Genomic DNA, 25046 nt, shown 5'->3' with positions numbered 1-25046 from the left:
TGGCATCATTCCAGCTCTGTTAGCTTTTGGTGTAGAGGCGATATGTTCACCCCTTTAGCTACGAACCCCGTGATGCCGGAGGGTTTGCTTTCCCAGATAATCCGGGCTGCGGATTCTGTCGGGAAACGTCCAAAAATGCAAGCCCCGGTTCCGGTTAATCTTGCAGGTCCGAATTGTGACAGCCATTCCAGGCTCTGGTTAACCTCAGGATACAGTCTCCGAACTACATCCTCACAGTCGTTTCGGTACCTCGAGGCGTCTCCCTCAAAAGCGGGCGCTATTGTGATTCTCGGGGTGTTCCTTGTCAACCCTTCCTCGGAAAAAATCTTGCCAGTGTTTATCTCGCAATCAGGTTTCAGCACAACGAACCAGTCTTCGGGTGGGTTCGCCGGTGTCAGTTGCTCTCCAACCCCTTCGCCGAACGCAGAATGGCCTCGCACAAAGACGGGCACATCCGCGCCCAATGTCAGGCCTATATCGGCGAGTTCGTCCGTGTTCAGTCCTGTTTTCCAGATGTGGTTCAGAGCCAGAAGAGTGGTTGCTGCATTGGAGCTTCCGCCACCCAGTCCGCCGCCCATGGGAAGCCGCTTGTTGATCCGGATGCTGATCCCGGGTGTTGGGCTGGTTGTTCTGTTCTCAATCGCGCGGGCAGCTTTGATGATCAGGTTGTCCTCGTCTTCCACCCCCGGGAGGGAATCCTCAAGCCATGCTCCAGACTTGTCCCGGGCCGGGGTGAACGTGATGTCATCGCCGTAGTCGAGGAACTGAAACAGAGTTTGCAGTTCGTGAAAGCCGTCTGGACGCCGGCCCACAATGTGGAGGAACAGGTTGAGTTTTGCCGGCGAGGGTAGGGTGAGGCTGTTCATTAATCTGACGCCTCGCCGTTCCACTCGCTAACGACCAGTCTTACCCGCTTGTCCCCTTTCAGTGCGGTAATCCGTGCGGGCAGGGCGGGGTAGCCCGAAAGGAACTGCTGCCAGCGGTCGTAGCGAATTTCCCATCCGGCCTGTCGGATCATTGCCAGTTGTTCGCTTTGATCAAATAGCAGCCGGAAGTCGTCGCCCGGAGCAGGCAGGCCCCGGATCCACCAGGTCAGGTGGTTGATGGGGAGTTGCCAGCCGGTGGCGGCCTCAACCAGAGCCTCCGGTTCGTTTGACCGGTAGGTGTCTCCGTTGGGCAAGGTGAGTTCCATAAACCCGGGCACGCCCTTCAGAGAGGTGCGGCCCATGCCTAAAAAAGCGGAAGAGAGTGCCAGGTCGTAGGCTTCGCCGTCCTGTATCCAGTGGTTGATGATAGCGCTACCGCTGTCGGAAGGCTGTTTGACGGCGAGCTTGCCGATCAGGCGCCAGTGCTGGAAGGTACTGAGAGTCTCTGAGCGGCCTGCCCACCCGGCGGGAGGCTGGTCGGTCATGCCGTCCGGGAGTGGCTCCACCTGGATGGTGGTGCAGGCGCCTAACAGGGTGATGATTGGCAGGATCAGCCAGAGGCGTGCGCGCTGCCGCATTAAAGGTCTCCGCCATCGGTCAGGCGTTTGATGGTCTCCAGCAGAATGTCGTGTTCGGCATCCTGCTCAAGTCCTTTCTTCCAGATGATGCGTGCCTGTTCCTCGGCGCCGGACATCCAGAGTGCTTCGCCATAGTGGGCGGCCACTTCAGGATCTGGATACGCCGCCCAGGCCCGTGACAGATAATCCAGGGCGGGCTTGATCCTGCCTTCCCGGAACAGGACCCATCCCATGCTGTCGAGAATGGCCGGGTTCTCCGGGTCCAGGGAAAGGGCCTGCTGGATATAGCCTCGGGCTTCTTCCAGTCGATCGCTCCGGGTGGCGAGGATGTAGCCCAGTGCATTCAGGGCGATGGCGTTGCGCGGATCCTCGGCAACGATCTTCTTCAGATCCTCTTCCGCTTTTTCAGGCTGCCCCATGCTGTCCAGTAGCATTGCCCGGGCATAGCGGATCTGGACGTTGCCAGGGTATGCCTCCAGAGCGGTGCTGGTTGTTTCAAGTACGTCTTGCTGGCGGTCCTGGTCGATGAGCAGGTTGACTTCCAGGAGCCAGAAGCTCTCCGCTTTCGCCGGGTTGGTTTCGCGCAGGTGTCTAATCTCCGCAAGGGCTTCCTCGAGTTTCCCCTGCTCCGCCCGAAGTTCGCTGGCGCGGGCCAGAGAAGGCAGGTAGTACGAGCCTTCCTTGACCTGGCGGTAAAAGCCGATGGCATTGTCCGGGTTGCCGGCTTCGTCCTCGATGCGGCCGAGGTAATAGTTCGCTTCGTTGGTGTGGTGTCCTTGCTCTGTCAGATTCGTCAGCTCTTCTCTGGCCAGGTCGACCTGGTCGTTTTCCAGCGCCACCAGAGCGTGAGACAGGCGCAGGCCTGGCACGTTGGGGAAGCGCTTGACCAGACGTGCGAATTCGTCCTGGGCAGCCTGTAATTCGCCTTCTCCAATCAGCATCCGACCATAGAGTGTTCCCATGGAGCGATTTGCCGGGAACTGGCGGGTATTGATCATCAGGTAATCGAGAGCCTGTGGTTTGTTGCCCAGCTGATAGAGCAGGTCGCCTTTCAGGATAATTCCGGGCTGGAAGTTTGCGTGGTTGTCCAGTAGCGGCTCAAGTCGGTCGAGGGCGGCTTGCGGGTCGCCGGTTACTTTTTCCAGCAGAGCGATGCTGTATTCCAGTTCGGGTGTATCCGGGTGCCGGTCGGCTGTCTTCTTATAGAGAGACAACAGCTCTTTTTGCTGTTCCGGTGGCAGATTGCCAGCCATGGCCGCCAGACTGTCAAAATCTGCGTCGCCGCCTTCATCCATGATCGTTTCCATGTGCTGAAGGGCAGTTTCCAGATCATTGGCTTTCACGGCCTGGATAGCCGACACGCGGTGTGCCTGAAGGTTGCCGGGGTCGACTTCCAGCCAGAGCTCGGCCAGTTGGCGCTGGGCATTGTCGCCGTTCAGGGACTGGGCGATGCGCATGGCTCGTTCGATAACGCTGGTGTCCCGGGATTTCTGTGCGGCTTTCAAGTAATTCACCAGCGTAACGTCAAACCGGCCGCGCTGGGCTGCAATTTCACCCGACAGCAGTAGGTAGAGGACCTCAGGTTCAAAATCGGCGTATTCGATGGGTTTGTCGACATCGTTGGCGACAGGCTGAGAGGGTACTTCGGTGTCCGGAGCTTGTTGGGAGCCAGAGAGGTTGGCGCAACCTGACAATGTCAGGCCAAGCAGGCAGGTCACCCAAAACGGTGCGGATTTATACATGCAACTTCCCGTGATCTGTCGACTAAGCATCAGAGTCGGCCTTGTCAAAGCTCGATTAATTGAGCTGAGTCGGGTCATCTCCCTGGCCGGTTCCCTATAATGGCATAAGCGTCTGATATTGCCCAACCTGTCCGCACTTGCCGAAGGGATCAGGGTTTTGGGTGGCGGGCGCTGTCGCTGGCCGTTAAAATGACGGAAATTTCAGGTACGTCTATATAAAGGTTGCAGAACCAAGACATGGCATTGGTCACACTGGGAATCAATCACCGCACGGCTCCGGTGGAGTTGCGGGAGAGAATCGCATTTACTCCTGAGCGGATGTCCGAAGCCTTCGCGGAGTTGCGTGTTGCTTCTGGCGCCAGTGAAGCCGCCATTCTGTCGACCTGTAACCGGACTGAGTTGTACCTGGCCGGCGACGATGATTGTGCGCCCATGGTGTTGCGCTGGTTGGCCGGATTCCATGATCTGGATGCCGGTGAGTTGGAGGAAGCGGTATACGTGCATCGCGATGGCGATGCCGTTCGTCACATGATGCGGGTTGCTGCGGGGCTCGACTCCATGGTACTCGGCGAACCCCAGATTCTTGGTCAGCTCAAGGACGCCTATTCACTGTCGCGGGAATTCGGCGCCAGTGGCGGCTTCCTTTCCCGTTTGTTTGAGCAGACGTTTTCCGTGGCCAAGCGCGTCCGTACCCAGACGGCCATCGGAGAGAACCCGGTGTCAGTGGCATATGCGGCCGTCAGCATGGCCCACCACATCTTTGCGGATATGTCCCGTAACAAGGCGCTCCTCATCGGTGCAGGGAAAACCATCGAACTGGTGGCCCGGCACCTGGCAGATGCAGGCGTCAAGGATTTTCTGGTTGCCAACCGGACCCTCGAGAGGGCGCATACCCTGGCCTCATCCTATGGCGGCAAGGGTATTCTTTTGAATGAAATTCCGGACTATCTCCACGATGTGGACATCATTATCTCGTCAACAGCCAGCCCGCTGCCGATTCTCGGTAAGGGGGCGGTTGAGCGGGCGCTGAAGAAGAGAAAGCATCGGCCTTACTTTATGGTTGATATTGCGGTACCTCGCGACATTGAGCCCGAGGTTTCCTCGTTGGCAGACGTCTATCTGTACACTGTGGACGACCTGCGCCAGGTGATTGAAGAGAACATCCGGTCCCGGGAAGGCGCTGCACGGGAAGCCGAGAACCTGGTGACGGCTGGTGTTCAGGACTTCCTGAACCAGCTGCGCGCCCTGGACGCGGTGTCCACGCTCAAGCAGTTCCGTCAACGCGCGGAATCACTGCGGGATACGGAGACGGAAAAGGCCCTGCGCAGCCTGCGTAACGGTGCCGATCCTGAAACGGTTTTGCGTAGCCTGGCCCGTGGCCTCACCAATAAACTCCTGCATGAACCTTCGGTACAGGTTCGCAAGGCAACCACCGAAGGGCGCCCCGAGGTGACCGAATGGCTGCGTGAGCTGCACCAGCTGGATGCACTGGAAGCCGACGAGCCTACCACCCCGGAAAAAATATGAAACCATCGATCCAATCCCGCCTCGAGCAGTTGGTTGACCGCTTCGAGGAGGTCAGCGCGTTGCTCAGCGACGCTTCCGTCATTTCCGATCAAACCAAATTCCGTGATCTTTCCCGCGAATTCTCGGAAATTGAGCCCATTGTTCAGTGCTTTCAGTCCTGGCGTCAGTCCCTGGATGATATTGAAGCGGCTAAAGAGTTGGCCAATGACAGCGATGCCGACATGCGCGCGATGGCGGAAGATGAGCTCAATGAGGCCCGCCAGAAAAACGAAGAGCTGGATGAGGAATTGCAGCGGCTGATGCTGCCGAAGGATCCTAACGACAGTAAAAGTGTTTTCCTCGAGGTCCGTGCGGGAACCGGAGGTGACGAAGCAGCTATCTTTGCCGGTGATCTGTTCCGTATGTACAGCCGTTACGCGGAAAGCCACCGCTGGCAGGTTGAAGTGCTCAGTGAGAGCGAAGGTGAGCACGGCGGTTATAAAGAGGTGATTGCCCGGGTTGCCGGTGACGGCGTCTACGGAGCGTTCAAGTTTGAATCTGGTGCTCACCGTGTACAGCGGGTGCCGGAGACCGAATCCCAGGGCCGTATTCATACGTCAGCTTGTACGGTTGCGATCATGCCGGAGGCGGACGAGGCGGAGGCCGTCGACATCAACAAGGCGGACCTGCGGGTGGACACGTTCCGATCCTCCGGGGCCGGTGGTCAGCACGTTAACAAGACGGACTCGGCGATCCGCATCACCCACCTGCCTACGGGCATTGTGGTGGAGTGTCAGGAAGAGCGCTCGCAGCACAAAAACCGGGCAAAGGCCATGAGCCTGTTGGCTTCACGGCTCCAGAATGCGGAAACCGAGCGTCAGCAGAAGGCCGTTGCGGAAACGCGCAAAAGCCTGGTGGGCAGTGGCGACCGTTCGGAACGTATCCGGACTTATAACTTTCCCCAAGGGCGGGTGACCGACCACCGGATCAACCTGACCCTCTACAAGCTCGACGAAGTGATTGCCGGTGATCTGGACGCGGTAATTGTGCCGCTCCAACAGGAGCATCAGGCGGAACTTCTGGCATCCCTTGCCGATGAGCACTGATTCCCCCAAAACCTGCGAAGCACTGCTGAAGGACGCTGCCAGCCGGATTCAGAGCGAGAGTGCACGGCTGGATGCCGAGTTGTTGCTGAGCCATGTGAGTGGCCTGAGCCGAACCAGTTTTCGTGCCTGGCCGGAGCGTGAAATTGATGCCGGTCAGGTGGAAGCGTTTGAGAAACTCGTTTCGCGTCGTGTGGAAGGGCAGCCGGTTGCTTATCTGCTGGGCCATCAGGAATTCTGGTCGCTGCCCCTGAATGTCAGTTCAGCTACGCTGATTCCCCGTCCTGATACCGAGTGTCTGGTCGAAACCGCGGTTGATCTTCCGCTTCCGGCGGACGCCCGGGTGTTGGATCTCGGCACGGGCACAGGGGCCATCGCTCTGGCGCTCGCCAGTGAGCACCCGCAATGGGCTGTATCCGCGTGTGACTGTGTGGATGAGGCCGTGGAGTTGGCACGGGAGAATGCCCTGGCTCTGGGGCTGACGGTGTCAGTGGTCAAGAGCAGCTGGTTCTCTGGCCTCAAACCTGTCCGATTCGATCTGATTGTTTCCAATCCGCCTTACATCGCCAGCGGTGATCACCATCTGAGCGAGGGCGATGTGCGTTTTGAGCCGGCCTCCGCACTGGTTTCCGGCACCGATGGCCTGGATGATATCCGTCTGATCATAGAGCAGGCGCCTGATTGGCTGAATGAGGGTGGTTGGCTTTTGATTGAGCATGGCTTTGAGCAGGCTGCCTCTGTTCGTTCCTTGATGACCGCGAGAGGATTTGAGGCGGTCGAGAGTCGCAGAGACTATGGTAACTGTGATCGAATGACGCTGGGGTGCTGGCGTTCTGCCTCATAAAGCCGGGAGATGACTATGCTGAGTGATGACGAACTACTGCGATACAGCCGTCAGATTCTGATGCCCAGGTTTGATGTTGCCGGGCAGGAAAAGCTCAAATCTGCCCGTGTACTGGTTGTTGGCGCAGGTGGGCTAGGCTGCCCTGTGGCTCTCTATCTCGGCGCCGCTGGGGTGGGACGTCTTACTCTTGTGGATGACGATGCGGTGGAGATGGCTAACCTGCAGCGGCAGATTGGCTTCGATCAGGATCAGCTCGGGCAGTCCAAGGCAGAGGCGCTCGCTGCTCGCATTCTGCGTATCAATCCCCTGATTTCGGTTGAGGCGGTTAACCGACGTCTTGATGGTGAGGAACTCGCTCGCCAGGTCGGGCAGGCAACGCTTGTTGTCGATTGCACCGACAACTTCAATACCCGGTTTGCCTTGAATCGCGCCTGTGTGGCGGCAAAGGTGCCTCTGGTGTCGGGTGCCGCGATCCGGGGTGAGGGGCAGGTGTCAGTGTATGATCAGCGGGTTGAGAGTAGCCCGTGTTATCACTGTTTGTACCCGGAGCAGGGGAATGAAGATCTGACCTGTTCGCAGGCGGGGGTGATTGCGCCATTGGTGGGTATGATCGGGTCGGTTCAGGCAATGGAGGCGATCAAGGTGATTTCCGGGGTTGGCGCGCCGTTGGTGGGGCGGCTGTTGATTCTGGATGCTTGGGAGATGCAGTGGCGGGAGATGAAACTTGCCCGGGATCCTGGGTGTCCTGTTTGTTCTGTTAGTACGTAGTTTAGGTGCTGGCAGGGTAAGGAAAGGATGGTCCAAAACCCGCTCCTTCGGCCCCCCTTCGGGGTCCAGCCTGCAATCACAGATTGCAGTCGTTCGGCTGTCGCATGAAGCTTCGCTTCATAAACGCTCGGCCTCACCCTTGTGGCGCTTGAGCTTCGCCATCCATGGCTTCGCACAGTTTTGGGCCGCCCGACCCTGATCCTGCTTCTTGCCTTTCTGTTAAACCTCTTTTAACGCCTGAAACCTGGCAATTGCTTCCTTTCTGCTTTCCTTCAGGTCCACTATCGGACGTGGATAACCCTTTGGAATAACTCCGCTTTTGGCGCTCGGGTCGTGGATTCGTTTGTTGTCCAGTTTGGTCAACTCGGGTACCCAGTGGCGGATGAATTCTCCCTTCGGATCGAACCGCTCGCTCTGGGTTGCGGGGTTGAACACGCGGAAGTAGGGCGCGGCGTCGGTGCCGGTTGAGGCGCTCCATTGCCAGCCGCCGTTGTTTGACGCCAGAAAGCCGTCCACCAGTTTCGACATGAAATAGGCCTCGCCAAGGCGCCAGTCGATGAACAGGTTTTTGGTGAGGAACATGGCGGTGATCATCCGTAACCGGTTGTGCATCCAGCCAGTGTGGTTGAGTTGGCGCATGGCGGCGTCGACGATGGGGATGCCGGTGTTGCCGGTTTTCCAGGCTTCAAGGTGGTCATCCGGAGAGTTCCATGTCAGGGCTTCGGTTTCCGGTTTGAACGCCCGGTTCATGCTTACCCTCGGATAGTGATAGAGGATGTGGATGTAGAAGTCCCGCCAGGCGATTTCATTGGTCCAGGTGGCGAAGCCTTCCTGGTTGCCACCTTGCCCCTGGGCCTCCCGTGCGGCGGTCAGGCATTGGCGGCCAGATAAAACGCCGTTTGCCAGGTAAGCCGAGAGTTGGCTGGTGCCGTCGACGGCGGGGAAGTCGCGTTGTTCTTTATAGCGTCCACATTCTTCACTCAGGAAACTCTGTAGCCGCCGATGCGCCGCGTCTTCTCCTGTGTCTAACAGCGGTGACGGGGCATCTGTGAAAGCGGCTGGAATGTCCTCGATCTGCTCTGGTTTCAGAGGCTCGCCTTGGGGAGCAGGTATCGGGTAGACGGTTGGCTGTGTTTCCTCAATCCAGGCACGCCAGCGGCGGGAGAACGGCGTGAAGACGGAATAGGGTTCCTGTTGCTGGGTGAGGATGTCTCCCACCGGAGCAACCGTCTGGTCCCGATATTTGCGCACTGACAGGCCCAGAGAGGCCAGTCGTTGCTTCAGGTTTTTATCCCGCTGTCGTTCGTTTACGCCGTACTCTTCGTTGAAGTGGAGCTCCGTGACACCCAGCTCTTTGCAGAGGTTTTCGATGTGGTCGATGCTGTCGGCAAAGCGAGAAGCCGTCAGGAAGGTCATGGGGATGCCCAGTTTGGCCAGTTCGGTCGCGAGGGCGTTGGCATGGGCGATGACAAAATGCACCCGGGCGGGTGACCAATCGTGCTCCTGCCACTGGTCAGGCGTGACAACAAAACAGGCCGAGACGGGCTGACCACTGCCGCAGGCCGCCGTCAGTGCCGGATTGTCGGCCAGACGCAGGTCATTCCGGAACCACACCAGTTGTGTCATTTCATACCTCGGATCTGTTGGCGTTGCCCCTATACGGGTAAATACAGGGCGTTCTCTCAATAAAATCACCAGTTTGCATATTCGCTGAGGTGCCGTGATTGGATTATAGTTACTCGAAATGGCCGGCACGACAGTAAGGAGCAATGTGGCGACTATTGATTCTGGCGCAGATGCCGTAAGAGACGGTATCTGGGCTCACTCCTATACCCTGGATTCCGGACAGACCCAGTTCCACCAACTGGGGCACGTACGGTTGTGGGTCACCCTTCTCGATCTTGAGTGGCAGATTCGTCATGAGACGCTGGACCTGGATACGGATCCGGTGAGCTGGACGGAGACGGTCGGGCACGCCCTGCCATCGGCTGATGTCCCCCTGCAGCGCTTTATCAGAACGGGATCGACCGGTGAGGTCAGGTTCGTGCCTGCACTGGCACCGTTGCCCACGGTGATTCGTCCCTACCAGCCTTTGACCATCCCTGCCGGTGGGCGGTGTGTGATCTATGTGGGTACGCTGGTCTGGATGAAGGTCTTTGCTGGCGGGAGCGACACCATGCTGACCGAGATTCCGCTGGCGGAATCCTCCATGACGTGGGTTGGGCGAAATACTATGGAGGGGGAGTTGTGCTACGCCTCCCCCAGTTTCGCACGGTTGGTTCTGGATGCGGTGCCGAAGCGTCCCTGGCGGGCGGTCACGCCGGTGACCATCGTCAACGGTCGGGATGAACCCCTGTTGCTTGAACGTTTCAGCCTGCCCACGCCTTTGCTGTCCTTGCACCTCAATGCATTGGGCCAGCTCTGGACGCCGGGGGTAACAGTCGAGTGTGAAACGGATATGAGTTCCGCAAGCCTTCGTGTGGACTCCACGCTGCTGCCCGCAGCCGGTGAGTGTCGTCTCGTAGGCGAGGCTCGCGAGCCGGTTGTCCGGGGGCGTCTGGTTCGCGCTTTTGATCGCATGTTTGGATAAACCGTCCGGAAAGGAGTCGGTGCTTTGCTTGAAGAAATGGAAGCAGGTGTGATGTCGGTCTTCACCGATATCGCCTGGGCTCAGTGGATCAGTGCCGGGTTCCTGATCATCCTCGGGGTTGTGTTGGCCTCTCTTGCTGCGAGGAGTGTCTCCCGGTTTTTGGCCAAGCGGACGTCCCGCCACCACACGGTCATGATGCGGCGCCTGGTGTTCTACATCATCGTGCTGCTGTTTGTGATCGCGGCGTTGAGGGAGGCCGGGTTTTCCCTGGACGTGGTGCTCGGGGCTGCGGGCATACTGACGGTTGCCATCGGTTTCGCTTCCCAGACGTCTGCATCGAATATGATCAGTGGGCTGTTTTTGCTGGTTGAGAAACCGTTCGAGATTGGTGACTTCATTGAGGTGGAGGCGGTCATCGGTGAGGTGGTCGGGATTGATATGCTCAGCGTAAAGCTTCGTACGCCAGACAATCTGTACGTGCGGATTCCCAATGAGACGCTGATCAAGTCCAAGGTGGTGAATCGCTCCCGATTCCCCATTCGGCGGCTCGACCTGTCGGTGGGGATTGCCTACGCTGAAGATGTAGAGCGGGTTGAAAATCTGCTTCTGGCATTGGCAGACAAAAATCCACTTTGCCTGGAAGAGCCGAAGTCATTTGTATTGGTGACGGCATTCGGGCCGTCGTCTGTCGATCTCCAATTCTCGTTCTGGGTAGCCAAAGACAAGCTGCTGGAAGGTCGTAGCAGCATGATGGTTGATATCAAGAAATCACTGGACCGGGAGGGCATCGAGATTCCGTTCCCTCATACCAGTGTGTACGCCGGTAGCCACTCTGAACCCTTCAAGGTGCAGTTGATGGGGCCGGGAATGGCGGCTGAAAAGGATGATCCGGATGGAAATGAAGAACGCTGATAGCAGCCATACCACTGCCGAGCCAGTGGGCAACACCAGGTTGCCGCTTGGTTGGCGGGAATGGGTCTCTTTGCCGGAACTGGGCATTGAGCGTATCAAGGCCAAGGTCGATACCGGGGCCCGCACTTCCTGTATGCATGCATTCCGTACCGAACCCTACACGCAAGATGGCGAGCGGCGAGTCCGTTTCTGGGTGCACCCGGTGCAGAATGATATGCATCAGATCGTGGAGTGTGATGCCCGGGTATTGGATGAGCGCAATGTATCTGACTCCGGAGGCCACCGGGAATTGCGCCTGGTGATCGAAGCAAACGTAGTGATTGCCGATCAGACCTGGCCGATTGAAATGACTCTGACTAATCGTGATTCCATGCGATTTCGCATGCTGCTCGGGCGTACAGCCATGTCCGGGCGCGCCGTTGTTCACCCTGAAGCTTCCTATCTGGCCGGAGAGCCGGCCCTGAGGACTGAAAAATGAAGATTGCGGTTCTGTCGCGAAACAAAAACCTGTATTCCACCCGTCGGCTGGTGGAAGAGGGGATTAACCGCGGCCATGAGGTTCACGTTATTGATTGCCTTCACTGTTCCATGAACATCACCTCTGCCAAGCCACAGATTCATTATCATGAAGAGGTTCTGGAAGGGTTTGATGTGGTGATTCCCCGGATTGGTGCCTCGGTGACCTTCTACGGCACCGCGGTTCTGCGCCAGTTTGAAATGATGGGTGTATTCCCGGTGAACGAGTCGGTGGCGATTACTCGTGCCCGGGACAAGCTGCGTTCGCTTCAGTTGTTGGCCCGTAAGGGTGTTGGAATGCCTGTGACTGGCTTTGCCAACAAACCGGATAACGTGCCCGAGTTGCTTAAGATGGTTGGCGGTGCGCCGGTGGTTATTAAGCTGCTGCAGGGCACGCAGGGGATCGGCGTCGTACTCGCCGAGACTCGTAAGGCTGCAGAGAGTGTCATTGAGGCCTTTATGGGCTTGAAGGCAGACATCCTGGTGCAGGAATTCATCAAAGAGGCCGGCGGCGCAGATATTCGCTGCTTCGTGATCGGCGATAAGGTCATCGCGGCGATGAAACGTCAGGGAGCGGAAGGGGAGTTTCGTTCCAATCTTCATCGCGGAGGTAGTGCGTCCCTGGTTCGGATTACTCCGGAGGAGCGTCGCACGGCGGTAACGGCCGCCAAGTCCATGGGGCTGAATGTGGCCGGTGTCGACCTGTTGCGTTCGAGCCGCGGGCCGCTGGTGATGGAGGTGAATTCCTCCCCGGGGCTGGAAGGGATTGAGAATGCCACCGGCAAGAATGTGGCCGGTATGATTATTAACTGGACCGAGAAAAACCAGAAGCCCTGGAAGACCCGGACCAAGGGAAAGGGCTGATCGATGGCACGCGCCCCGTTTGAAATTGCGGGTACTCAGGTAAAACCGGGGACCCGGGAAACCATAGAGGTTCCGGTTGCCAAGCTCTATACCCACACCCCGCTGCACATCCCTGTGGAGGTTGTACACGGCCGCAGGGATGGCCCGGTATTGATGGTTTGTGGCGCCATTCACGGTGATGAGATCAATGGCGTTGAGATTGTGCGCCGGGTGCTCAAGAATTCTGCTCTGAGACATCTCCGTGGAACGCTTGTGGCGGTTCCCATTGTTAATATTTTCGGTTTCGTGCAACGCACCCGCTATCTGCCCGACCGTCGCGACCTGAACCGCTGTTTTCCCGGTAGTGAGTCGGGTTCCCTGGGTGGGCGGATCGCTTACCTACTGCGGACCCAGATCATGGAAAAGGTCACGCACATCATCGACCTGCACACCGGAGCGATTCATCGTTTCAACCTGCCTCAGATACGGGCAGAGCTGAAGAATCCGGAAACCGTGAGAATGGCGGAAGCTTTCGGCGCTCCGGTGATCCTCAATGCGGGTCTCCGTGAGGGCAGTTTGAGGGCCTATGCGGACTCTTTGGATGTTCCGGTCATTACCTTCGAGGGTGGCGAAGCGCTGCGCTTTGATGACGTTGTGATCAGCAGTGGTGTCAAAGGTGTGATGCGAGTCATGCGGGCGCTTGAGATGGTGCCGGTTAAAAAAGGGCCCAAGGCACCGAAGAAACGCTCCGAAACTGCCGCCAACTCGCAATGGGTCAGGGCGGATCTCGATGGCATCATGAGACCCGTCGCCAGCCTGGGGCAGAAGGTGCGGAAAGGGCAGAAGCTGGCGATGGTGGCGGATCCGTTTGGTGAATCCGAAACCGCGGTGGTGTCACCCTGTTCCGGAATCGTGATTTGTGTGAACAACCTGCCGCTGGTAAACGAGGGTGAGGCGATCTATCACATTGCCAGGTTTGATGAACTGAGCGAGGCGGAGAAAGCGATGGATTACTTCCGGAGCTCGCTGGAAGCTGAGGTGACTGAAGCCGTCGTGCCGGTTCACCCCTGGGACGAACTGCAGAAATGAAATCTACCAACTGGAGTAGTCATGATCTGGGACAGAACCACGATTGAACTGGCCCCTTTGCCCAGGGGGTTCCACCTGGTGACGAATGAGGTTCTGGCCCAGGCGCCGGATCTGACCAACTGTGAGGTGGGGTTGCTGCACCTGTTCATTCAGCACACGTCCGCCTCGCTGACTGTGAATGAAAATGCCGATCCGGACGTTCGCGGTGATCTTGAGCGGCATTTCAATGTGATGGCACCGGAGCATGCGCCCCACTATGACCATGTCATGGAGGGGCCGGATGATATGCCGGCGCACATCAAAAGTGTGATGATCGGGCCCTCCCTGACATTACCGGTCAGTCATGGGCACTTGGCCCTCGGCACCTGGCAGGGCATTTACCTCTGCGAGCACCGGGACAACGCCGGTAGTCGCAGGATTGTTGCAACCCTGCAGGGGCGCTGGTAGCTGACATTGCCTACATTCAGGTGTGAAATTCCACCCATCGCCGTTTCATGATGGGTGGAATTTTACCCATTTATGCTCTCCGAATACCCTGAAATTCGCCGATCTATCTGTTTATAAACAGTTTTCAAGAACTGGTCTGCTCCTTGCTCCTCTCTTCGTCACCGAGGCCTCCCAGGGCTTCGTCGAGCACCCAACAAACAAAATGACACGGGGAGCATTCTCTATGAAAACCCAAGCCGTAATGGCGGCGGCCTTCGCCTCCACTCTCGTTATTGCCAACCCGGCAGCTGCTCAGGATCGTTCCGGATGGCCGGAAAGTTTCACCGTTGGTACCGCCAGTCAGGGCGGCACCTATTTCGCATATGGTTCCGGTTGGGCGAACTATGTTGCGGAGAACCTGGGGGTATCCGGTGGTGCTGAAATCACGGGCGGTCCGATGCAGAACATGGCTCTGGTCCACACCGGTGACCTGCAGTTTGGCCTGACCACCATGGGCCCTGCCCGTGAGTCCAAAGATGGTGAAAGCCCGCTTGCACCGGGAATGAAGATGGATAACGTCTGTGCCATGTTCCCGATGTACGAGACCCCGTTCTCCGTGACTGCTCTGGCCAGCTCCGGCATCAAGTCTATTGCTGACATTCCCGACGATGCCACCATCGGTTTCGGACCGGCCGGTTCCACATCCGACACCTACTTCCCCCGCATGATGGAAGCCCTCGGCGTTAACTTCGAACGCCGCAACGGCAGCTGGTCTGACCTGGGCGGTCAGCTTCAGGACGGCCTGATCGATGTGGTCGCCTTCGCAGCCGGTATCCCCATCCCGGCCGTCAGTCAGCTGGAGGTCCAGACCGAGGTAAATATCATCGGTATGAACGACGCGGAAGCCGGGAAGATCACCGACAGCTTCCCGGTCTCCGAATTCATCATTCCGGCAACCACCTACCAGTCTCTGGAAGAGCCATCCCGCGTGGTATCCATGTGGAACTTTGCCATGGCGAACTGCGACATGCCTGAGAGCTTTGTGTATGAAATCACCAAGCTGACCATGGAGCACAACGACAAGATGGTCTCCATCCACAAGGCTGCCCGTAACTCCGTGCCGGAGAACTACAGCAAGAACAATGTCCTGCCGTGGCATCCGGGGGCCGCTCGTTGGTTTAACGAGAACGGTTACGAGATCGACGAAAGCATGATCAAGCAGTAATCCGAGAACCGGGGGGCTGCTGTGCCAGCCCTCCACAATCTGACCGGTTCAACTGTGCGTCCGGTTCGCCCACTGAACGGATGCTTTGCAAGCAGGTTCTATCATGACAACACAACAACATCCTGATGATGATCACATGCTCGCCCACAATGTGGACGAGGAGCCGGTTGAGGGTAACCGCCGGCTGTTCGAAGGCGGGTTGCTCAAATTTGTCACGCTGCTGGCCATTGGCTATTCAGCGTTCCACCTGTACACCCTGAATATCGCGCCTCTGGAAACCTGGTCTTTCCGAATTGTCCACATTGCAGGTGCCCTGATACTGGGCTTTATCCTCTTTGCCGGAGCCCGTTTTGTTTCCAGTGAAGAAGGTCCGGCGCGTCACCGCTGGACGACCTGGATCAGTGCTGCCGCCATGCTGCCGGCTCTGTATGCGCTGTACCAGACGTTTGCTTTTTACCAGTTGCTCCAGGGTGGCACCATGCGGGTACCCGCAGACCTGGAAACCTGGCACTTCGGCTGGCCGCTGCTGGCCGCAACGGGTATCAGTATCGTTATGACCTGGTTCCACCAGCGCGAGCGCTCGGCGTTCAGCGTGCCTGATCTGGTCCTCGTTATCTGCTCTGTGGCTGTCGCTGCGTATTTCCTTGTGGTCTACAACACCGCCATGCGCATGTCGACCGGCACCTCCTTCGCGCCGATCGGAATCTCCTTTGCGGCCGTCGCTGGTACTGCGCTTATTATGGAAATGACGCGTCGTGTCGCGGGCATGGCGCTGGTCGTGATCGGGCTGGTATTTCTGGTCTACGTTTTTGCTGGCCCTTATCTGCCGGGGTTTCTCGGTTACCCGGGGCTGTCCGTCCAGCGCTTCTTCAGCCAGGTATACACTGATGCCGGCATTCTTGGGCCGACGACCGCGGTTTCGTCGACCTACATTATCCTGTTCATCATCTTTGCGGCTTTCCTGCAGGCGTCGAAAGTGGGCGATTATTTCGTAAACTTTGCGTTTGCTGCTGCGGGCCGCTCCCGGGGTGGTCCTGCGAAGGTGTCGATTTTTGCGTCCGGCCTCATGGGCATGATCAACGGCACCAGTGCCGGTAACGTGGTGTCGACAGGTTCTCTGACAATTCCTTTGATGAAGCGAGTTGGTTACAGCAAGCAATCCGCGGGTGCCGTGGAAGCGGCTGCGTCTACCGGTGGTCAGATTATGCCCCCGATTATGGGCGCCGGTGCATTTATCATGGCCGAAATCACGGGTATTCCTTACACCGATATCGCGATTGCCGCCATTATCCCGGCGATTCTCTACTTTGCGTCCGTGTTCTTCATGGTGGACTTTGAGGCCAAGAAGCTGGGTATGCGTGGCATGCGTTCGGATGAACTGCCAAGCCTGAAGAAACTGGCCAAGCAGGCATACCTTTTTGTGCCGATACTTATCCTTATCGTAGCGTTGTTCCAGGGCTATTCCGTGATCCGGGCTGGTACATTGGCAACGATTTCTGCCGCAGTCGTCAGCTGGATTTCCCCCAACAAAATGGGCATCCGCCAGATTCTGCATGCCCTTGAAATTGCGGCGCTGATGTCTATCCAGATTATCGTTGTGTGTGCCGCTGCCGGCGTTATCGTTGGTGTTATTTCGCTGACAGGCGTCGGTGCCCGTTTCTCTGTCCTGCTGCTGGATGTCGCCGCACACAGTCACCTGCTGGCGTTGGTGTTCGCGATGTTTATTTCCATTCTTCTTGGGATGGGAATGCCGACCACGGCCGCCTATGCGGTTGCGGCGTCGGTGGTGGCACCCGGCCTCGTCCAGTTGGGCATTGAGCCGTTGACGGCACACTTCTTCGTGTTCTACTTCGCCGTGGTCTCCGCGATCACCCCGCCCGTGGCTCTGGCCTCCTATGCGGCGGCGGGTATTTCCGGTGCTAATGCGATGGAGACGTCTGTCGCATCGTTCCGCATCGGAATCGCGGCCTTCATCGTGCCGTTCATGTTCTTCTACAACAGCGCGTTGTTGATGGAGGGCGAATGGTTCGAGATCGCAGTCTCTCTGGTGACAGCAACCTTTGGGGTATATCTGCTGTCGGCTGGTGTGCTGGGCTGGTTTGCGCGGTCTGCGGCGCCATGGATGACCCGGATCCTGCTGATTGTGTCGGCCCTTCTGATGATTGAAGGTGGAGGCTGGACAGACCTGACCGGGGTGGCCCTGGCGGTACTGGCCTTCTTCATGCAGCGCCAGAAGGCGCCGGGCCTCTCGACAGCCTGATCCCTCCAATGACCGGAGCCGGGGAGGTATCCGCCTGATGGCGGTTGTTCTCCCCGGCACCCGGCGCTACGCTAACATGCTTTATGCAGGAACCGGGTTCTATGTCTCACCGGATTGGCTCGTTAGCATTATTGTTGGTTACCCTGGTGCTGTCCTGGATACTGGGGGGCTGGGTCGGTTACCGGCAAGTTGAGCAGGAGAGTCTTGAGGAGTCCTTCCGCTATCGCCAGCTTGTGGCCAATGAACTCAACCGCTACCTGCCCATTCCTGAATTAATGGCTGAGCATCCTCTGCTCGCCCAGGCCCTGAGTGCGCCTGACAAGCCAGACCTCATCCTTCAGGCCAATGAAGAAATGCAGCGTATGGCGACGATTGTCGGAAGTTCCGACGTCTATCTGATGGACGTGAATGGTCTGACGATCGCCGCGAACAACTACCAGCAGCCTGACAGCTTTGTCGGCAGCCGCTATGCCTTCAGACCGTATTTTTCGGACGCGATGGAATCCGGTGGCTCTGCGATCTACTTTGCGCTGGGGATGATGTCGGGTGTTCGGGGGCTGTATTTTTCGCACCCTGTGCGCGGTAACGATGGCACAATCCTCGGGGTAATCGCCGTGAAAGTCCTGGTTCATGAGCTGGAATCCCAGTGGCACCGGCCTGCATCCCTCCGAGAGGCTGAAATGGTGGTTCTTGATCAGGCTGGTATCAGCTTCCTGGCCAGTAAACCCGGTTGGCTCTACCGGGACTTTGTCTCACAGCGGGATGTGGCGGTTTCCGAGGCGTCGCGCCAGCGCTATCCGGACCGGGAGCTCAAGCCGATGAATATCACAGAGATTGGTCAGCCGTGGGGGTTAACTGCTCAATCCCGAACTGTACGGATCCTGGATGATGACGGCTCGGAGGACTATCTCAGTGTCCGGACGCCTTTGCCGAAGCTGGACTGGACCTTGCAGGTCATGGTGAGCACGCGCACGGTGGTATGGACTCGTCTGGCGTTTGTCATCGGTGGCCTGACGGTATTTTTGGGTGGCTTCCTCGCCTGGCTTTATCTGCGCGAGCGCTACCGTCGGGAGGCGGAGCTGGCGTTGCGGGGAGAACAGCTTGAGCGTCGTGTTGCCGAGCGTACCGTGGATCTGGAGCGCACGAATGCGCAGCTGGTTGAGGAAATAAAAGAACGTGAGCGTGCCCAGAATGAGTTGCGGGAAACGCAGCAGGAACTGATTCAGGCAGCCAAGCTGGCAGTCCTCGGGCAGATGTCTGCCGGCTTGAACCATGAGATGAATCAGCCTCTGACGGCAATCCAGACCTACGCACGGAACAGCCGGCGTTTTCTGGAAAAGGGCGCCTCCGAGATGGTGGATGAGAACCTGACGGAAATCATTTCCCTGTGCAATAAGATGGCAGAACTGACCCGGCAGTTTAAAGTCTTTGCGAGAAAATCAGAGGCGCCTCCGTCCGAAGTGGATTTGCGTCAGCCCGTGGATGCGGCGCTGAAGATCATTGCTGCTCAGGAGCACAGTGAGGATGTATCCATTGAATGGCTCAGGCCAGAGCACGCCGCCATGTGCCATGGTGACCTGATCCGTATTGAGCAGGTGGTGGTGAATCTCCTGGCCAATGCGTTGCAGGCGGTTGAGGGAAGTGAAAACCCGGAAGTGAGGATCACACTGGACGACCGGGGTGACGCCTGGCATTGCCGGGTTCAGGACAATGGCTCAGGCCTGCCGGCGGATACCGAGCAGATTTTCGAACCGTTCTTTACCACCAAGTCCGTCAAACAGGGGCTTGGTCTGGGCTTGTCGATATCGCGACAGATTGTGGATGCCCTGGGGGGGCGGCTTACAGGCCATAATAGGAAAGATGGCCCGGGCGCCGAATTTGAATTGATCCTGAAGAAGCGGGAGATCTCCGAATGACAGAGCCAGCGGTACTTTTCGTGGACGATGATCCTCATATCCGCAAAGCCATTGCCCAGACCCTGGCGCTGGAAGAGTTACCCGTTATCTGCTTTGAAGCGGCCGAAGATGCCCTTCGAACGATCAGTCAGGACTTTGATGGTGTTGTTCTCTGTGACTACAACATGCCGGGCATGGATGGGCTGGAACTCCTGGAACAAGTTCAGGCACTGGACGAAGCAATTCCGGTGATCATTCTCACTGGGCAGGGTGACATCAGCACAGCAGTGTCTGCCATGCAGAAGGGTGCCTATGATTTTATCGAGAAACCGTTTGACCACGACGAGCTGATCGAGCTGTTACGACACGCACTGGAGAAGCGTCAGCTGGCCTTGGAGAACCGTCGCCTGAAAGCGCAACTGCGGCAGCTCGCCAGACCTGGCCCCCGGATTCTCGGGGAATCGGTGACCATGCAGAAAGTGATGGCTACCATTGATCCCATTCTCGATATTTCTGCCAACATTCTGCTTTATGGTGAAACCGGTTCCGGTAAAGATGCTCTGGCGCGATACATACACGAGAACAGTCGGCGCAGTGCCCATAACTTTGTGGCTATCAACTGCGGCGCCGTGCCAGAGAATCTGATTGAAAGTGAGCTCTTTGGTCATGAGGCAGGTGCCTTCACGGGGGCCGAAAAGCGCCGGATTGGCAAGATCGAGCATGCGCACCAGGGGACTCTGTTTCTGGATGAGGTGGAAAGCATGCCCATGCCTCTGCAGGTCAAACTGCTTCGGGTGCTGGAGGAACAAAAGGTCGAACGCCTCGGGAGCAATCAGGTGCAGGACGTCGATGTCCGGATTATCGCGGCGACCAAGGCCGATCTGAAGGAGCTCAGCGACAGCGGGGAGTTCCGGTCTGATCTTTATTACCGCCTGAATGTGGTGAACGTGAATATTCCTCCCCTAAGAGAGCGAAAGGAGGATATTCCGGTGCTGTTCCACCACTTTGTGCTCATTGCCGCGGCTCGATACGATCGGGAAAGTATCCCGCTTGATGCCGGGCAGGCGGCCAGGCTGATGCAACATTCCTGGCCGGGTAACGTCCGGGAGTTAAGGAATCTTGCCGAGCGATACGTGTTGCTGGGGCCGGCGGCTCTCGATGAGACCGGCGCCGAAGAGGCGGACAATGTATCCGCTCGAAGAACGCTGACAGAAATGATGGACGGCTTTGAACGCTCCGCCATCATCAGTGCCCTGAATGCCTGCCAAGGTAGTATCAAGGACACCATGGTTCAGTTGGGCATTGCCCGTAAGACCCTCTATGACAAAATGAAAAAGCACGGGCTGGACAAAGCTCAGTTCAAGGACTGAGCGCTGGCCGGCCCGCTCAATTCAGGGCGCAATCTTCTTCTTGAGCGTTTTGCTCAAAGGCCGAGGCAGGCTCGGAAGGGTCCGTAGCAGCCAGGGCAGAATCTTGCGCTTCACACCGTTCAGGGACTCAGGTACCACCGCTTCAATCAGATGAGGGCCTGGGTTCGTCAGGGCGTAATCCAGTGCTTTGGCCATCTCCTCTCCTGTGCTGACCCGAATGGCGTGGACACCCATGCCCTGGGCAAGGCGGGAGAAATCAATGACAGGTCCACTGATATCCAGTTGTGATTTGGCTTTGTCGCCCGCTTCCTCAGCACCTACCCGCTCCAGCTCGACGTTGAGGATAGAGTAGGAGGCATTATTGAAAATAATACTCGTGACGTTGAGGTTTTCCCGGGCCATGGTCCAGAGCGCCTGGTTTGTATACATGGCCGTGCCGTCACCGATCAGGGCAATCACCGGCCGATCGGGGCAGGCAACCGCGGCGCCGACGGCATTGGGCAGACCCTGACCGATCGCGCCGCCGGTCAGGGTCAGCAGATCATGTTTCGGGGCGCCGGCGGTGAGAGCGTTGAGCATCAGGCCGGATGTGATTGCTTCGTCGACGATAATGGCGTCCTCAGGCATCAGGTGTCCCACCGCCTTGCAGACTTTTTCGGCGGTGAGCTTTCCACGCGGTGGCCCCGGGCGAGCGGCTGGCTGGACGGCGGGGGTGGCATTTTCCGCACCCAGCATTTCGGCCAGTCGGCTCAGGCTGGCTGTACTGTCCTGGTCTGGCGAGGCCAGGGTGTGGACCTTGCAGGTGTCCGGTACCAGGTAGCTTTCCTTGCCGGGGTAGGCGAAGAATGAAACCGGCGCCTTGGCATCGACCAGAATCAGGTGGTCGAATTCCGACAATTGTAAAGTCGCCAGTTCGGCGAGGTAGGCGATGCGCTCGACAGGTGGCAACCCGGCCCCGCGTTCAATGCGCGTTGGGAACGTTTCTGCAAACAGAGTTGTGCCGTTGTGGGCGGCAATTCTCGCGGCAGCCATCAGGGTAGGTTTACGCAGGGCCTGTCCTCCCAGCAGGAGGGCGGTTTTACCGCCGCTGCGAATGGCCTCGGCAGCGTTTTTAATCGTGGCGTCATCGGCGGTCGGTGCGGGCTTCGACTCCGGCGCCTTACAGGGCGTACCGCCTTCGCTCCAGGATACATCCGCCGGCAGTATCAGCGTGGCCACCTGTCCAGGCAGGCCACGCGCTGCGGTCACGGCATCGGCGGCGTCCTGGCAGAGTTCGCCGGTGCTGGCAGACGTGCGAACAAAGCCGGGCGACACGTTGCGGGCGACGGTTTCGATGTCTGACTGTAGTTGGGCATCGTATGGCACGTGATAGGTGGCGTGGTCGCCAACAATGTTGACGACTGGCACTTTCCCCTTGCGGGCATTGTGCAGGTTGGCCAGACCGTTACCCAGGCCACAGCCCAGGTGCAGCAGCGTCGCGGCGGGTTTGCCCGCCATACGGGCATAGCCATCGGCGGCGCCGGTGGCGACGCCCTCGAACAGGGCCAGCACCGCGCGCATATTCGGTTCACTGTCCAGGGCCGCGACAAAATGCATCTCGCTGGTGCCGGGGTTGGTAAAACAGACCTCCACGCCAGAATCCACCAGTGTTTTCATGAGGGCTTGTGCGCCGTTTGTCATTGTTGTTCTCCAGCCGTTTGAGTGTGGTGTTGAAATCGGATCATTCTTCAGTCTCCCGAAAGGATATTCCGGGCGGCGGCCCGGGCGGTCAGGATGCAACCGGGGAGAAAGGTACCTTCCAGGGAGCGTTTGCCATTGCTGCCACCGCCGCCAAAGCCGGCGGCTTCGCCAACACAGTAAAGCCCGGGAACGGGCCGGCCGTGGCTGTCCAGTACCCGGCTCTGCAGGTCAGTCTGCAGGCCGCCGAGGCTCTTTCGGGTGGTCAGCTGCATGTGAATGGCGATAAAGGGACCCGCTCCCGGCTTTTGCAGGGGCGCCGGTTTACAGGTTCGCAATCGGTCAGGGCCCCACTGCCGGGCGTGGCGGATCATCCGGATCTGTGGGTCATTGTTCAGTTGCTGGCCTTTGCTGAAATTGGCGTCAAAGGCGTCTGCAGTGGCCTGGAGCCTGGTCGGGTCGATGTCCATGGAGCAGGTCAGTGCATTCATTTTCGCCGCCAGTCCTTCCAGGGTATCGTCCACAAGGAAGTGAGCGCTCTCGTGCTCCATCTGCTTTACCAGAGGTTTGTTGCCCAGCAGGAGCTCCTTCAGAAAGAGTGGGAACTGTTTGTCGCGAATACGGGCGTTGTGCTCGGCACCCGAAATGGCGAATTCCTTGAGTGCGATCCGTCGATTCAGCAGGTGCCAGGTCCAGGGCTTTTCTTGCCTTGCGACCTGTTGGCAAAGCCAGTGAGTATCAAATCCGGTTACCAGCGGCTCGGGCCCGATGCGCTCGCCACGATGGTTCAGCCAAAGGGCTGACTTGCAGGGAATACTGGACAGGCCGTGCCCCTCAAAATGTGGGTAGGGATGAGGGAAACCGGCGGCGTAGTTCCACATCTCGCCGGCATGGGTAATATTGGCGTCGAGGTGGTCTTCTGCCCAGTGATGGAGTTTTCCATCGGCAAACGGATGGGCGCCGTTGAGCATGGTCTCGGGCCGGGGGCGTTCTGATGGCCAGTTTTGCCGGCACTCCCGGTGATCGCCGTTGATTCCTCCCATGGCGAGAACGACCACCGGTGCCTGTAGTCGCACGGTTGCGCCGGTGGTTTCGTCGATGGCCATTGCCCCGGAAAGGCTGCCAGAGGTCTGCTCAAGCTCGGTAACCCGGTGTTGGTGAAGCATGGTCAGGCGCCCGTTGCTGTCTGCCTCGTGCAGTGCGGACGTCAGGCGTCGGACAAGCTCCCGGGATGTACCCCAGACAATGTGGTAGCGGGGGACGCTGTTGCCATCGCCAAACCGGCCGCGCTCGACCCAGTTCACCGCCGGCATGAACTTGATGCCTTCATTTCGTAGCCAGTCATACACATCAATGCGGCAGTTCTCGACGTAGTAGCGAGCCCATTTCAAAGGCAATGTGTCGCCGGGTTGCAGTTCTCCGAACCGTATCCAGTCCTGCAGCGCCAATTCGGGGGAGTCCGGGATATTCATGCGCTGCTGCAGTGGCGTATCCACCAGCGCCATGCCACCAAATGCCCACCGTGCCAGCCCACCGAAACGATCGGGGGTGTCGCTGTCCACAATGGTGACCGACTTGCCGGCCCGAAGGGCTTCCAGAGCTGTCACTATGCCCGCGAGTCCGCCACCGACCACGAGTATGTCTGAGGAGTAGGATTCTGCCATTGGAAGCCCCTGAGTCCATGGTGTGTTCTGTTTGTTTGAGTAGACGATATAACGCTATGATCAAATCTGAATTGACCTTAAAGGACAGCTAGATTGACGTTAGAGGCCACCGTATCCATGGGCTGGGTAAATACGGTCATTGATGCCGCCCGACAGTTGGGAATAGACCAAGAGCGCCTGTTCAGTGAGGCGGGTATTTCCCTTGAGGCTCTGGCTCGCGACCGCTGGCCCATAGACTTCATTACCCGGCTTTGGCATGCCGCCGAAAAGTGTACAGGTGACCCCGGTTTCGGGCTCAAGGTTGGATCGGGAGTCAGGCCGGCAAACATTGATGTGGTCGGCTTTGCCATGCAATCGGCGGCAACCCTGCGGGAGGCGATTGGGCTGGTGCAAAAATACCAGCGCCTGATATCTGATGGTGGGCGTTTTCAGATACTGACAGGCAGCCGTGGGGCCTGGATCGTCTACCATCCGCGTCAGGGCCGGCTGGCCTTCAGCCCGCAGCAGATAGAGGCGGTGCTGGCGGCGGTGGTAAGCTTCTCAAGCTGGGTACTGGGCGAGCGGGTTTGCCCAATGCGGGTACAGTTCAGTCATGCTCGTCTCGGTCCTCTGGCGGGTTATCGTGATGTGTTTGCTAGCCCCGTAGACTTTGAGCAGGCCTTCAGTGGTTTGCTGGTTGAAAACGACATATTGGACCGGCCATTACCCCAGGTTGATCCAGGACTGGCCGAGATGCACAAACGGTACAGCGCAGGGCGATTGGCGGAGCTTGAGCAATCCAGTATCTCCGCACCGGATCTCAGGCAGTGGCTGGTGGCCCGTATCGGACAGCAGGTGCCGAGGCGGGCGGATGCGGCGAAGGTGCTTGGCCTCAGTGAGCGTACACTGGCGCGCCGGCTTCGGGAGCAGGGTGTGACGTTCAACGGTCTTGTGGATGATGTCCGGCGGGAGCTGGCGCTTGAGGCGGTTAGCCAGGCGAGACAACCGCTGGCGGAGATCGCCCAATCGTTGGGGTTTGCTGAGGCCAGTACTTTCTATCGTGCATTCCAGCGTTGGACGGGACAGCCCCCCGCCCGTTGGCGGAGGGAACGGGCGGGCCGCTCCTGAGCGGC

21 protein-coding genes are annotated in these 25046 nt (G+C 58.2%); 15 read left to right on the top strand and 6 right to left on the bottom strand.

What is annotated here, in order from left to right:
- Positions 1-5: 5 nt before the first annotated feature.
- Genes ispE through D777_RS10530 form a run of 3 tightly spaced genes read right to left on the bottom strand, consistent with a single transcriptional unit; the run spans position 6 to position 3246 of the window.
- Entirely contained in the window at positions 6-866 is an 861-nt protein-coding gene (gene ispE / locus D777_RS10540) for a 4-(cytidine 5'-diphospho)-2-C-methyl-D-erythritol kinase (protein ID WP_036131795.1), read from the bottom strand.
- Positions 866-1504 (bottom strand): lipoprotein insertase outer membrane protein LolB, encoded by a 639-nt coding sequence (lolB, locus tag D777_RS10535; protein WP_036131794.1) that lies wholly within the window; start codon positions 1502-1504, stop codon positions 866-868. Before lolB ends, ispE begins: the two co-directional genes overlap by 1 nt.
- Positions 1504-3246 (bottom strand): tetratricopeptide repeat protein, encoded by a 1743-nt coding sequence (locus tag D777_RS10530; RefSeq protein ID WP_036131792.1) that lies wholly within the window; start codon positions 3244-3246, stop codon positions 1504-1506. Before D777_RS10530 ends, lolB begins: the two co-directional genes overlap by 1 nt.
- Positions 3247-3483: 237 nt before the next feature.
- Between D777_RS10530 and hemA the strand changes: the two genes are divergently transcribed.
- The 4 genes from hemA to D777_RS10510 are packed head-to-tail and all read left to right on the top strand — an operon-like array spanning position 3484 to position 7467.
- Positions 3484-4773, top strand: coding sequence for a glutamyl-tRNA reductase (gene hemA, locus D777_RS10525; RefSeq protein ID WP_036132034.1), 1290 nt, complete (start codon positions 3484-3486; stop codon positions 4771-4773).
- On the top strand, positions 4770-5858 hold the full coding sequence (gene prfA, locus D777_RS10520; protein WP_036131791.1) for a peptide chain release factor 1: 1089 nt from the start codon (positions 4770-4772) through the stop codon (positions 5856-5858). The genes hemA and prfA overlap by 4 nt, the downstream gene beginning before the upstream one ends.
- Positions 5848-6699 (top strand): peptide chain release factor N(5)-glutamine methyltransferase, encoded by an 852-nt coding sequence (prmC, locus tag D777_RS10515; protein ID WP_036131790.1) that lies wholly within the window; start codon positions 5848-5850, stop codon positions 6697-6699. Before prfA ends, prmC begins: the two co-directional genes overlap by 11 nt.
- 15 nt (positions 6700-6714) lie before the next feature.
- Positions 6715-7467 (top strand): molybdopterin-synthase adenylyltransferase MoeB, encoded by a 753-nt coding sequence (locus tag D777_RS10510; protein ID WP_036131788.1) that lies wholly within the window; start codon positions 6715-6717, stop codon positions 7465-7467.
- Positions 7468-7686: 219 nt separating this feature from the next.
- On the opposite strand, the gene phrB is transcribed toward D777_RS10510, so the two are convergent.
- Positions 7687-9093: a deoxyribodipyrimidine photo-lyase gene (gene phrB, locus D777_RS10505; RefSeq protein WP_036131785.1), complete on the bottom strand. Its 1407-nt coding sequence runs from the start codon at positions 9091-9093 to the stop codon at positions 7687-7689.
- Between the two features lie 154 nt (positions 9094-9247).
- Between phrB and D777_RS10500 the strand changes: the two genes are divergently transcribed.
- The 10 genes from D777_RS10500 to D777_RS10455 all read left to right on the top strand — a co-directional run bounded on the left by D777_RS10500 (position 9248) and on the right by D777_RS10455 (position 20593).
- Positions 9248-10057, top strand: coding sequence for a hypothetical protein (locus tag D777_RS10500; protein WP_036132032.1), 810 nt, complete (start codon positions 9248-9250; stop codon positions 10055-10057).
- 51 nt (positions 10058-10108) lie between these two features.
- A complete protein-coding gene (locus tag D777_RS10495) occupies positions 10109-10969 on the top strand; it encodes a mechanosensitive ion channel family protein (protein WP_036132030.1) in 861 nt (286 codons plus the stop codon).
- Positions 10956-11447: an ATP-dependent zinc protease family protein gene (locus tag D777_RS10490; RefSeq protein ID WP_201443366.1), complete on the top strand. Its 492-nt coding sequence runs from the start codon at positions 10956-10958 to the stop codon at positions 11445-11447. Before D777_RS10495 ends, D777_RS10490 begins: the two co-directional genes overlap by 14 nt.
- Entirely contained in the window at positions 11444-12349 is a 906-nt protein-coding gene (gene rimK / locus D777_RS10485; protein WP_036131782.1) for a 30S ribosomal protein S6--L-glutamate ligase, read from the top strand. Before D777_RS10490 ends, rimK begins: the two co-directional genes overlap by 4 nt.
- A 3-nt stretch (positions 12350-12352) precedes the next feature.
- Positions 12353-13417 carry a succinylglutamate desuccinylase/aspartoacylase family protein gene (locus D777_RS10480; RefSeq protein WP_036131780.1) on the top strand — a complete coding sequence of 355 codons (1065 nt, stop codon included), beginning with the start codon at positions 12353-12355 and terminating at the stop codon, positions 13415-13417.
- A 21-nt stretch (positions 13418-13438) separates the two neighbouring features.
- Positions 13439-13864, top strand: coding sequence for a secondary thiamine-phosphate synthase enzyme YjbQ (locus tag D777_RS10475; RefSeq protein ID WP_036131779.1), 426 nt, complete (start codon positions 13439-13441; stop codon positions 13862-13864).
- A 223-nt stretch (positions 13865-14087) separates the two neighbouring features.
- Positions 14088-15068 carry a TAXI family TRAP transporter solute-binding subunit gene (locus D777_RS10470; protein ID WP_036131778.1) on the top strand — a complete coding sequence of 327 codons (981 nt, stop codon included), beginning with the start codon at positions 14088-14090 and terminating at the stop codon, positions 15066-15068.
- A gap of 103 nt (positions 15069-15171) precedes the next feature.
- Positions 15172-17328 carry a TRAP transporter permease gene (locus D777_RS10465; protein ID WP_036131776.1) on the top strand — a complete coding sequence of 719 codons (2157 nt, stop codon included), beginning with the start codon at positions 15172-15174 and terminating at the stop codon, positions 17326-17328.
- Positions 17329-17429: 101 nt separating this feature from the next.
- Entirely contained in the window at positions 17430-19244 is a 1815-nt protein-coding gene (locus tag D777_RS10460) for a sensor histidine kinase (protein WP_036131774.1), read from the top strand.
- Positions 19241-20593: a sigma-54-dependent transcriptional regulator gene (locus tag D777_RS10455; RefSeq protein ID WP_036131772.1), complete on the top strand. Its 1353-nt coding sequence runs from the start codon at positions 19241-19243 to the stop codon at positions 20591-20593. The genes D777_RS10460 and D777_RS10455 overlap by 4 nt, the downstream gene beginning before the upstream one ends.
- Before the next feature lie 21 nt (positions 20594-20614).
- Here D777_RS10455 and D777_RS10450 read toward each other — a convergent pair whose 3' ends face one another.
- Both D777_RS10450 and D777_RS10445 read right to left on the bottom strand, forming a co-directional pair.
- On the bottom strand, positions 20615-22273 hold the full coding sequence (locus tag D777_RS10450) for an acetolactate synthase large subunit (protein WP_036131770.1): 1659 nt from the start codon (positions 22271-22273) through the stop codon (positions 20615-20617).
- 47 nt (positions 22274-22320) lie between these two features.
- Positions 22321-23934: an FAD-dependent oxidoreductase gene (locus D777_RS10445; RefSeq protein ID WP_036131768.1), complete on the bottom strand. Its 1614-nt coding sequence runs from the start codon at positions 23932-23934 to the stop codon at positions 22321-22323.
- Between the two features lie 93 nt (positions 23935-24027).
- Between D777_RS10445 and D777_RS10440 the strand changes: the two genes are divergently transcribed.
- Positions 24028-25041 (top strand): AraC family transcriptional regulator, encoded by a 1014-nt coding sequence (locus tag D777_RS10440; protein WP_036131766.1) that lies wholly within the window; start codon positions 24028-24030, stop codon positions 25039-25041.
- Positions 25042-25046: the final 5 nt, after the last annotated feature.

Source organism: Marinobacter nitratireducens, assembly GCF_000708045.1.
Classification (GTDB): domain Bacteria; phylum Pseudomonadota; class Gammaproteobacteria; order Pseudomonadales; family Oleiphilaceae; genus Marinobacter; species Marinobacter nitratireducens.
This window is presented reverse-complemented; position numbering and strand designations above follow the sequence as displayed.